The following is a 10984-nucleotide window of genomic DNA, read 5'->3' on the forward strand; positions in this document are numbered from 1 at the left end:
AAATGGAACAGCAAACTGAAAAAACGCAGGTCGTAATTCTGGGTGGTGGAATTACCGGGCTCGCCGCTACACTATATTTATCACAACAAGGAGTGGACTTTATCCTGATAGAAAAACACAAAGGGACCTCAATACATCCACGTTCAAGAACTATTGACGTTAGAACGATGGAGTTATTCAGAGCAATTGGGCTTAGTGAGGATTTACGTGAAGGAGGAAAATCATTAGCACCCGCCTGGGGTATTATACGGGGAAACAATATGATCGAGGCTTTACAAAACCCTGTTGGTAAAATAACGCCCAGCCAATTAATAGAGGCACAAAAAGAAATGAAATCCTTTGTTGAAAAATCTCCTGAAACGGTCTGTCGCTGTACACAGGATATCAGCGAAGCCCTTATCTATAAAACCGCGCAGAAAAAGGGTCGGGATCTCCGTTTTGACCAGGAGATGCTCAGTTTCGATCCCCGTGAAAACGAAGTGGAAATTTTAGTAGAAAACAGAGAAACCAACAAACAATATACAATCATCGCAGACTATATGATCGCAGCAGATGGAGCAAACAGCCTGGTGAGAAAACAATTGAATGTTCCTGTATCTGGCAATGGTTCCTGGACCAATTTGCTCAATATCTATTTTGAAGCTGATTTGGAACTCCTGGTGAAAGGAAGAGAATTTAGCCAGTTTCTGATCGAAACACCAGAAATAACAGGTTTTCTTTTGGCCATCAACAATAAAAACAAATGGGCATTTCATTTACGTTTCTATCCTGAAAACGGAGAAACCATAGCCAGCTATCCTGAAGAAAAACTAATCTCCATCCTTCGGCATGTTTTGGGCATTCCGGATATAAAAATTTGCATTCTTAAAGTTTTGCCGTGGCAACTTACTGTGGCTATTGCCAAGCAAATGCGTATCAAAAGGATTTTTCTTGCAGGAGATGCTGCGCATACCATGACACCTTATGCAGGGAAAGGTGCAAATACAGGAATTCAAGATGTACAGAATTTAGCCTGGAAACTGGCAGCGGTATTGAAATATGGTTCAAACGACTCCTTGCTAGACACATACCATATGGAACGTCAGCCCATAGGCGATTATTACGCCACGCTCTCAGGTCAACTGGCAGACAAAAATGGATTGATAAATAGCGTATTGATGGTCACCAAAGCCAAAGACCTGATGGGTTTACCCGATTATGGTTATAATTCACCAGCGGTTAAAAGAGACGCTCATTTGCCCTTTACCTATTTTACCGGACAAGCAGGAACCCGGATTCCGCACCTTTGGCTTAATGAATCACATACCCTATCCTCACTGGACTGGGTAAGGGGTCAGTTTATATTAATCGCTGACAGCAATAAAAGTTGGCAGGTTGAAGTGGCCCAAGTGCAGCAACAATTAAACATTAATATTCAACTGATCGCATTAAACAACGAAAACCTATTGAAGAAATGGAAAAAACTAACCCATACCACGCAAGATGAAGCACTGCTCATCAGACCCGATGATTTCATCGCAGCTAAACTAACATCTGGCAATGTAGTGGAAGTGATGCAGTCAATTTTATTCCGCAAGGCCTAGCTTTCAGTTTTCCTCAATTCGTTTGCAACCCCTTTTATGAACAGATAATTTACCGTTCCACCAATCAGACCGCCAACCACAGGTACGAGGCGTCGACCTACTTTTGACCCTAAATTAGCCAGGATTTTCTCCGCGACTTCCTCCATGATATTTTTACTGATCGCCAGTTTGGTATCTGCCTTAACAGAAGATGCCACGATTTTAAAGAAATCATCAAAAGTAACTTTGTACGCGCCTGTGTGGTGATAAGAAACGGCCAGTGTAACCCGAAATTGCTGAGTAATGATATTAATCACATCAAGAGGAGTACCAATCAGCATGGTGCTAATTCCACCTACTCCAGTAATTAAACCAGACCCCGCCGCCAGTAAAGCACATTGATTGATAAATTTATCAATCCCCATACTGTCCACTCCTTTTTTGATATTTAATTGATCAATCTGATTAAAAATCTGTTTAAAACCCCCTGCAGCAAGGTTTTTAAAACCTTCGCCCACATCTTTTTTCACCTTTTTAAAATTTACCCGCTTCAACGATGGTATAGCCATATCTTTTCATTTAACTTATATGTTATACCATTTTTCATGCCAGAGCAAACAATGTCAGTCAATGAGCAGGGGCACACTAAAAACACACGAAGTGCATAACTTATTCGCGAAAGGGTACTATTTTGCGAGCAAGTTATGCACTTTGTGTGCAGCTGATATGCAGCTGCCTTATAGGAGATCCTTATCAGTAAATTTACAAATCGTACTCTTTCTCTATAACAGATAAGATCAATTCCTTCACTGTAATTCCTTTCTGAGCACCCAGAATTTTCAATGCCTTTAAAGCACTCTTCCTGAGCCTTAACGGGTAGGTTGTTTCCTCTTCAGCCAGCTTATTCTGTTTCACCTCTTTTACAGAATCATCTTTTGCCGAATTTCCTTTTACAGGAGAGTTAAACAAGGCAGACACTCCACCTAAATTCTTATTATTATCTTCTATATCGCCTAAGTTTTTCTTTGCCATAACCTTATAGTTTAACTAAAATTTCATCTACCAAATCTGAATAATCTACTGCTCCATTGGACAGAGGTGCATACTCAAATACATCTACCCCCTTAAGCTGAGCCTCTACCAACGAAACATTGATCCTGATCGAAGTATCAAATAGTTTATCATTAAAATATTTCTTTATGCTGGCTGTAATCTGCTCCGTAATTACCCTCCGTGGATTGATCTTTGTAATGAATACTCCACCAATGGTCAGGTCCTCATTGTAATGCGTTCTTACATCAGAGATGATGGACACCAGCCTGTCAATCCCCCGGTAGGCGAAATATTCAGCTTCTAATGGAATCATCACGGTATCGGCAGCAACCAACGCATTTACGGTAAGCATACCTAGAGCTGGTGCGCAGTCAATCAGCACATAATCATATTTTCCCTGTACAGATTTTAATAATCTCTTTAGAATGGTTTCTCTTCCTAACCGGGAAACCAGCTCAATCTCTGCACCCAGCAAATCCAGGGAAGAAGGAACGATATCCAGATACTCAGAAACAGATTCAATAGGAAGAGCGGTATCATCTTTTATACTATCGTAGATAGACACTTTAACATCCCTTAGTCCCAATCCCTCTGTTAAATTAGATTGAGGGTCTATATCAACCAGCAGGGTCTTTTTTTTAATACGCGCCAATCCGGCTCCAATGTTTAAGGTGGAAGTTGTCTTTCCAGTTCCGCCTTTGTGATTAATAACAGCTATGATCTTCATATCAATATATCTATATACAACAGACGCAATGATAGTAAGATATCCTGACATCTTACCATCATTGCGTTTGTTTTTTCGCTAAAAAAACTGATAATGCTGAATCTCAGCTGCTAAAATTTATATTACTTCTTTTTACCCAGGGTCACTGCAATTTTGCCGTCCTCCAGCCCTTCCAGGTTCTTGTCAGCAAAGACATCTTTCGCATCTGATTTCTGGATCAGTTTTAAAAGATCTTCAGATGAACCGGTATGCTGAACCTGGACGATAGAACCACTTGCTGCATATTTCATTTTAGTGCTTTCTACCCCTTTACATTTCTGAATATTTTCGTTCAATACTCTTAAAGCACCAAAATCAATTCCATTAATGGTAATAACCGTACTGTTCTGAGCTGCCACATCACCTGCTTTCTTCTTTTTAGAGAAAAAACCCAATAGTTTATCTCCAGTCCCACCGGCTTTTCCAGCCGTATTTGAGGCTTTATCTACTTTGTTTAGTGCATTGTCAATTTTGTCAAATACATTTTGTGCCTTAAGTGACGTGCTGCCAAAGATCAAAAGGGTCACACACATCATGGAAATGTTTTTCATAGTTTTTAGAGGTTAAACGATTAGTAATGGTTGTTTCTATTCCAAAATTAACTCCTCATCAACTCTGTATCAATACCATAAAAAGTGGTTTTATATCTACCTGTTTTCTGGTATAAGCCCCTGCTCCATAGCGATTTTAATTAAAGAGGCTACGTTTTTGACCTGAAATTTTTGCAGTAGGTTCTTTCTATGGGTTTCTACGGTAAGGGGGCTCAGGAAGAGGGATTCAGCGATCATAGAGGTCGTATCCCCTCCTGCTATCAGGCCCAATATCTCCACCTCCCTTCTGGTCAATCTGGGAGGTCCGCTCAGCTCGCGGATGGTAGGCTGGGCCATGATCTCTTTCACGGCATTACTGAACGTGATCCGGCCTTGAAGCGCATCATGGATACAATTGACCAGTTCTTCAGAGGAGACGTTTTTCAGCATATATCCGGTAGCCCCGTTTTGCAGCATCTGTAAAATGATACTGCGCTGGCTGTGGTTACTAAGCGCCAGCACATGGGTCTGGGGAGAGATCATCTTAATATCTTTACAAAGTTCAATTCCGTTAGCATCAGGAAGGGTAATGTCCAGTAATACGACATTGACCTCATTGTCTCTGAGAAAGGACATAAACCTCTCTCCACTAGTAAAACATCCTTTAATTTCAATTTCGTTTACATCGGTGAGGAGTTTTTGCAAACCTTCCAATACGATCGGATGATCGTCAACAATCACTAATCCTGCTTTATCCATCTACATGAAGTTCTATATTTATAATGGTTCCTTTATCTGCTGTTGATTCAATATCCATCTTCCCCTTCAGAAAGCCTACCCTGTTCCTGATGTTGCTTAGCCCGATTCCAGCCTCAAGATGGGCAGAGTTAACATCAAATCCTTTACCATTATCTTCCTGAGTGATCAGAAATATACTGTCATTCCGGCTGCACTGCAACAAAATATTTGTCGCGTTTGCATGGCGGACGGCATTGGCCAGCATTTCCTGCACAATCCTGTAAATATTGATCTGTATTTGTTCAGGAATAGGGGATTCAATCTCAAAGGCATGAAAATCAATATGGGTTGCAGGTGTAATGAATGTTTCACAAAGATCTTTCAGGGCAGTTTTCAAGCCAAAATTCAGCAAGTTGACCGGCATCATATTATGGGCAATCCGCCGCAGTTCAGTAACAGAATTATCCAATTGCCCGATTACTTTCTGAAGGTTTACCTTCTGGAGTTCCGAAACCGGATTTTCCAGTTGTCCGGATAGATTGATCTTTGCTCCGGCCAGCATTCCACCTAAACCATCATGCAGATCCCGCGCAAGTCTGCGGCGCTCCTGTTCCTCTCCTTCCAGCATGGCCTGACTGTACTGTAACTGCTGTTGCTGCTGTATCTCATTTAAGTGCTGGCGGTAACTAAGTTCTTTCTGTACGAGGAGTTTTTTATTGTTTCTGTAATACAAATACAGCAATAGTGCAACAACCATCAAGAAGAGACTTACCGTGCCCAGGAGCCAGCTGATCAGCCGGTTGTTATTTACAGCCATGGCAGCCTGTATGTTATCGGCTTTCAGCTTGTTAATCTCCTGTTGCTTTTCAGCATTTTTATATTTTACTTCCAGTGCATTAACCTCATTCTTCAATTTACTTTCTGATACACTGTCACTCAGGTTGCTGTAGCGTTTCATCCAGGTATAGGCAAAACCCATTTTCCCCAATCCTTCATAACTGACTGCCATACCATGATACAGTTGCAGGCGGTTCACCGACAGGGCCATCATCATATCTTGTTTCAGCAGGTAACGCAGAATATTCTTCGCCTCTTCAAAATCCTTGTTATAGTAGCTTGCATAGAATTTTTGCAGCAGCAGGCGGTCCTCTTTATAGGAAACCTTTAGTTTTTTAGATAACACTAAACCTTTGTCAATGCTTACTAAGGCTTTCTCGAATTGATTGGCCACAATAAAATACAAACACTCCGCAGCATAATAATCCAGAAGCCGCTGTGATTCCGGATAAGGACGCAGCATTTGCCAGGCTTTGTCCAGAATGGCTCTTCCTTGTTGGTTCCTGCCGGAAAGTGTATAATTTTCCGCCAGGGTCTGAAAGGCATCTATCAATTCACCCGCATCCTTTTGATTTTCTTTAAAGATTTTTATTGCCTTTAAACAATACGTTTCTGCCTTATCATGCTGGCCTGCATTTTTAAATATATTGGCCAGCAACAAATAATTTGTACCGATGAAAGATGGACTGCCCGCTGCTCCTGCCAATGGAATAGACTTGTTCAGAATGATATCTGCCGCAAGGTTATAGGTGTCTTTTTTGATCTTGATAATCCCCAGTTCATACCAGATCTTCGCCCTGAAAAGATCTGTGCCCCGGCCCGGGACAGCTGCCAGTAAACGTTCTGTCCTGATGTATAATTTCTCTGCCGCATCCAGGTTGTTCCTGCTTAAAAGAAAGGCTTTATAGTACAGGTTTAAGATTTGCAAACCTGAATAATTCTTTGCAAGTCCCTGTCCCTGGATCAGGTATACAGCTGATTTAATGGTATCTGTAAGCGCCCAGTATTTTGACAGTTCAAAGTTTGCCATGGCCTTAATACTGTCCGTAGCCCCTTCTTTTGTACTGCTTTCCAATCGCTGCACATAGTTCTGCTCGTCCAGAGGCAACTGGGCTCTAACTGCCAGCGCCCCTGTTGCAAGCAGAAAAAAAACAAGGAGGAATCTGGGGATCATATACAAGTATATAGAACATTTACAGAAATATATTTCCTTCTTTTAAAAATACCTGAAAGCAGGTAGTAGATCGCGTTTTAAAAATATTTTACTAAAATTTGCCCTTTTTAATCGTGGAAGTGAATATAAGTTCACATTTTTGCCATCTGACCAAACGCATATTACTTTGAAACCAGCAAACGAGAAATCCGACGATCAAAAGTTAAAACGAGGCTTACAAAACAGACACATCCAACTTATTGCCCTTGGAGGTGCCATAGGTACCGGGTTGTTTCTGGGTATAGGGCCCGCTGCCGTACTTGCTGGCCCTTCTGTAATTTTTGGTTATGCGCTCGCTGGTATCATTGCTTTTTTCATCATGCGCCAGTTGGGGGAAATGGTTGTACAAGAACCTGTGTCTGGCAGTTTCAGCCATTTTGCCTATAGATACTGGGGATCCTTTGCCGGTTTTGCTTCGGGCTGGAATTATTGGGTACTTTATATCCTTGTCAGCATGTCTGAACTTACTGCAATTGGGATTTACGTCCATTTCTGGTGGCCTGAAATTCCTTTATGGACCTCAAGCCTTTTCTTTTTCCTTGCCATAAATGCATTAAACCTTACTTCTGTAAAAGTTTATGGTGAAGTCGAATTCTGGTTTTCCATTGTAAAGGTTATCGCTATTATTGCCATGATCCTTTTTGGGATTTACCTTCTGGTTAGCGGTTCAGGTGGCGAACACGCCAGCATACAAAATCTCTGGAATGATGGAGGTTTCTTCCCAAAAGGAGTTTTTAGTTCAGATGGAAAGGGAGGCTTTCAGGGCCTCTTCGCAGCCATTACCCTGATTATGTTCTCATTTGGTGGGCTTGAACTCATTGGAATCACTGCTGCAGAAGCAGAAAGTCCTGAAAAAACCATCCCTAAAGCAACAAATCAAGTGATCTACCGCATTCTGATCTTTTACGTAGGTGCTCTGGTGATCCTTTTTTCTCTATCTCCATGGAAAAATATCACAACAGACAGCAGCCCCTTTGTTATGGTTTTTGAAAGCCTGAAGGGATTTCAATTTAGCCTTTTTGGCAAAACCATTTATTTTACGAGTATTATTGCCAATGCGCTCAATCTGATCGTTTTAACTGCTGCCCTATCCGTTTACAACAGTTGTGTATACAGCAATAGCCGCATGCTCTACGGACTGGCAGAGCAAGGAAATGCCCCTTCGTTTTTAAAGAAACTGAATAAAAGCCATGTTCCTATTATGGCAATATTGGTTTCCAGTGTATTTGCCGCCATATGCATTATCGTTAATAAACTTATCCCTAAAGAAGCACTAGGCATATTGATGTCACTGGTGGTCTCTTCGCTAATGATCAACTGGCTTATGATCAGTATTACACATATAAAGTTCAGGAAAGCAAAAAAGGCAGAAAACATCAAAACTAAGTTCCCTTCTTTTATCTACCCCCTGTCCAATTATATCTGCCTGATCTTTCTGGTGGGTATATTGGTCATCATGTGGGTAACCGGAATGAAATTACCGGTAGAACTGATTCCAGGCTGGATCCTATTGTTATATCTGTGTTTTCTACTCGTAAAACGAAACCAGCAAAATCAAGCTTAAGCCTCCAAGCCTTTTTAATGGGGATAAAGACTAAAACCTGTTCCTTCTTCCTACAGGCTGTAGAAGAGTTCTACAACAAAAAACAGCACAAATAATGTAAACACTTCTACCCTAAACACTTAAAGATTATCTGACCGTGTGGCGCAAAGATTGTGCCTCTCTAGGCTATTAATAAGCACATTACTTAAAGAATAGCGCATTTCAGATGAAAAGAACCCCTCTACCTTACTTCGTATTCCTTCTTGTTCTGGTGTTTAGCACCAGCATTGTTCATGGTCAGATTGACACGACCCGTAAAGACACCATAAAGCCTTCCATAGCTCCAGCATCAATACCTAAACAGGATACTTTGCACAAGGATACCGCAGCAAAAGATTCTGTGAGTGGAACGGTGTCCGATGCCAATGGGCCCCTTCCTGGAGTGATCATCACCGTAAAAGGCGCTACAGCAAAAACCAATACTGATGCGAAAGGAAATTACCGGATTGCAGCAACAGGTAACGCCATCCTTGTTTTCTCCTTTATCGGCTATAAACCGAAAGAAGAGCCGGTCAACAACAGAAAAAGCGTCAACGCCATACTCCAGTCTGAGTCCAAAGCACTTAAGGAAGTTCAGGTAGTCAGCACTGGCTACGGTACGGTAAACAGGGCTAAATTAACCAGTGCAGTCTCCAGTATAAGAGCAGACCAGATTAAAAACGATGTACTGCCCACCATTACACAAGCCATCCAGGGAAAAGCGGGCGGTGTACAAGTTACACAGAAATCAGGATCTCCAGGAGGAGGGCTCAATATCCGGGTTCGGGGTACCACTTCCATTAACGCCAGTTCAGACCCACTATATGTAGTCGATGGTATTCCAGTAAACAGTACCACCAACTTTACCGGCGGAAGCGATTTCAACTTTGGTGGAGGAACCCAAGGTATCAATATCCTTGCCTCCATAAACCCATCGGATGTACAGTCTGTTGAAATTCTTAAAGATGCGGCCTCTTCATCCATTTATGGTGCCCGAGCTGCAAACGGCGTGGTACTGATCACGACGAAAAAAGGAGAATCCGGATCCAGCAATTTTAGCTTCAATGCTTACGAAGGTTTTTCTCAAGTCCCTTCTGAACGAAAATACAAATTCATGAATACCGCCCAATATCAGGATTACATGAAAGACTACTACAAATATCTGCTGGACGCCAATGGAAACCCAACCCCAGTTCCTGCAGAAATACTGGCCAATTCCAATATCAATACAGACTGGCAAGATCAAATCTTCAGAACCGCCCCTACCCGAAGTTATGAACTCTCTGCACACGGAGGGTCTGATAAAACCCAGTATTACACCTCAATTGGCTATATGCGTCAGGGCGGTGTGATTTTAAACTCCAACTTCAGCCGTTTAAGTGCAAGATTGAACCTGGACCATCAGCACAGCGATAAGCTTAAATTTTCAACACGGATAAACCTCACCAGAGCTTTAAACGATCGTGTACAGGAGGAAAATTCCAAAGAGGGGTCGACAAAAAACGGTATTCTTGTTGCACCAAATATCCCTGTATACAATCCTGATGGAAGTTACGCCTACGACCAGGTGAATACGAGCCGGGAGAATCCGGTAGCGATGTTACTTTTACCAGTCAATAATGCCCAAACCTTCCGGGTGCTGGCCAGTGCTACTGCAGAATATAAAATTATTCCAGAATTGACGTTAAAAACCAACTTTGGGGCAGATTTAAGCTATATCGATGAGACCTTTTTTATGCCACCAAATGGCATCCGCTCTTTCGCCGCACAAGGTGGTATTGGCGCGAGAAGAAATACCAGAGATCAGCTTTGGATCAATGAAACCACATTAACTTATGATAAAAATTTCGGACAGCACCATATTGACGCCCTTGCAGGAGCTTCAGTTCAGCAATCAAAAATTGAATTTGTAGATGCCCGCCGGTCCAATTTCCCTTCTAATGACATCAAATATATTTCAGCCGGCGGAACATTGACAGGAGCCAATTCTTACCCGGAAGAATGGAGTATCGCCTCTGCATTTTCAAGAGTCAATTATGATTATAAGGGCAAATATCTTTTCACTGCCAACATCCGGGTAGACGGATCCTCACGTTTCGGCAGCAATAGCAGGTATGGTACCTTTCCATCTTTTGGTGCAGCATGGCGTGCCTCTGATGAAGATTTCTTAAAAACTAACAAAACCATCAGCAACCTTAAATTACGGGCCAGCTGGGGGATCACGGGTAACCAGAATATCCCTAATTATGCCAGCTATTCTCTATATAGCGGCAGCAATAATTATCTCGGAAACTCCGGTTACGTCCCCAATGTACTAGGCGACAAGAACCTGAAATGGGAAACCACTGAACAAATGGATATCGGTCTAGATATGGGCTTTTTTAACAACAGAATTTCTCTGCTGGCCGACTACTATGTCAAAAACACCTCGGATCTACTGGTTGGAATCTCTATTCCAGGCACCTCCGGCTTTCAAACCCGTTTCACTAATGTGGGCAAGATCCAGAACAAAGGGTTTGAATTTGAAATTTCAAGCCAGAACCTGGTAGGTGAATTTAAATGGAATACCTCTTTCAACATGTCTTTTAATCGAAACAAGGTAATTTCTTTACCTGGAGGAGAATTATATGGAGGTATAGGAAACCTCAATATCGCCCGAGAAGGACTACCTTTGGGCACCTTTTATGGCTGGAAAATGTCAGG

9 protein-coding genes are annotated in these 10984 nt (G+C 42.0%); 3 read left to right on the forward strand and 6 right to left on the reverse strand.

The genetic code is table 11. The features are described 5' to 3' along the window. Positions 1–1583, forward strand: a 1583-nt coding sequence (locus tag VNZ46_RS28285) for an FAD-dependent monooxygenase (RefSeq protein ID WP_325564875.1), incomplete at its 5' end; no start/stop codon positions are given. Here the strand turns inward: VNZ46_RS28285 and VNZ46_RS28290 are convergent. The 6 genes from VNZ46_RS28290 to VNZ46_RS28315 form a co-directional block, all read right to left on the reverse strand. Next, positions 1580–2131 carry a hypothetical protein gene (locus VNZ46_RS28290; protein WP_325564877.1) on the reverse strand — a complete coding sequence of 184 codons (552 nt, stop codon included), beginning with the start codon at positions 2129–2131 and terminating at the stop codon, positions 1580–1582. The two genes, VNZ46_RS28285 and VNZ46_RS28290, sit on opposite strands and share 4 nt — an antisense overlap. A 193-nt stretch (positions 2132–2324) precedes the next feature. Continuing rightward, positions 2325–2594: a hypothetical protein gene (locus tag VNZ46_RS28295; RefSeq protein WP_325564879.1), complete on the reverse strand. Its 270-nt coding sequence runs from the start codon at positions 2592–2594 to the stop codon at positions 2325–2327. 4 nt (positions 2595–2598) lie between these two features. Beyond that, positions 2599–3342: a ParA family protein gene (locus VNZ46_RS28300; RefSeq protein WP_158275263.1), complete on the reverse strand. Its 744-nt coding sequence runs from the start codon at positions 3340–3342 to the stop codon at positions 2599–2601. A gap of 122 nt (positions 3343–3464) precedes the next feature. Next, the gene (locus VNZ46_RS28305) at positions 3465–3932 is read right to left on the reverse strand and encodes a hypothetical protein (protein WP_325564882.1); all 468 of its coding nucleotides are present in this window, start codon (positions 3930–3932) and stop codon (positions 3465–3467) included. 96 nt (positions 3933–4028) lie between these two features. Beyond that, positions 4029–4670 (reverse strand): response regulator transcription factor, encoded by a 642-nt coding sequence (locus tag VNZ46_RS28310; RefSeq protein ID WP_325564884.1) that lies wholly within the window; start codon positions 4668–4670, stop codon positions 4029–4031. Then, positions 4663–6660: a sensor histidine kinase gene (locus tag VNZ46_RS28315; RefSeq protein WP_325564886.1), complete on the reverse strand. Its 1998-nt coding sequence runs from the start codon at positions 6658–6660 to the stop codon at positions 4663–4665. The genes VNZ46_RS28310 and VNZ46_RS28315 overlap by 8 nt, the downstream gene beginning before the upstream one ends. Positions 6661–6826: 166 nt before the next feature. On the opposite strand from VNZ46_RS28315, the gene VNZ46_RS28320 reads away from it, so the two are divergent. Together VNZ46_RS28320 and VNZ46_RS28325 are read left to right on the forward strand one after the other, a co-directional pair. Beyond that, positions 6827–8263 carry an amino acid permease gene (locus VNZ46_RS28320; RefSeq protein ID WP_325564888.1) on the forward strand — a complete coding sequence of 479 codons (1437 nt, stop codon included), beginning with the start codon at positions 6827–6829 and terminating at the stop codon, positions 8261–8263. 205 nt (positions 8264–8468) lie between these two features. Continuing rightward, on the forward strand, positions 8469–10984 hold a 2516-nt coding region (locus VNZ46_RS28325; protein WP_325564890.1), incomplete at its 3' end, for a SusC/RagA family TonB-linked outer membrane protein.

The organism is Pedobacter sp., assembly GCF_035566355.1.
Taxonomy (GTDB): Bacteria; Bacteroidota; Bacteroidia; order Sphingobacteriales; family Sphingobacteriaceae; genus Pedobacter.

Bases quoted from the DNA above. Each gene is read 5' to 3' on its own strand.
- VNZ46_RS28315 (WP_325564886.1), bottom strand. From the start codon at position 6,660: ATGATCCCCAGATTCCTCCTTGTTTTTTTTCTGCTTGCAACAGGGGCG.
- VNZ46_RS28310 (WP_325564884.1), bottom strand. From the start codon at position 4,670: ATGGATAAAGCAGGATTAGTGATTGTTGACGATCATCCGATCGTATTG.
- VNZ46_RS28290 (WP_325564877.1), bottom strand. From the start codon at position 2,131: ATGGCTATACCATCGTTGAAGCGGGTAAATTTTAAAAAGGTGAAAAAA.
- VNZ46_RS28295 (WP_325564879.1), bottom strand. From the start codon at position 2,594: ATGGCAAAGAAAAACTTAGGCGATATAGAAGATAATAATAAGAATTTA.
- VNZ46_RS28300 (WP_158275263.1), bottom strand. From the start codon at position 3,342: ATGAAGATCATAGCTGTTATTAATCACAAAGGCGGAACTGGAAAGACA.
- VNZ46_RS28305 (WP_325564882.1), bottom strand. From the start codon at position 3,932: ATGAAAAACATTTCCATGATGTGTGTGACCCTTTTGATCTTTGGCAGC.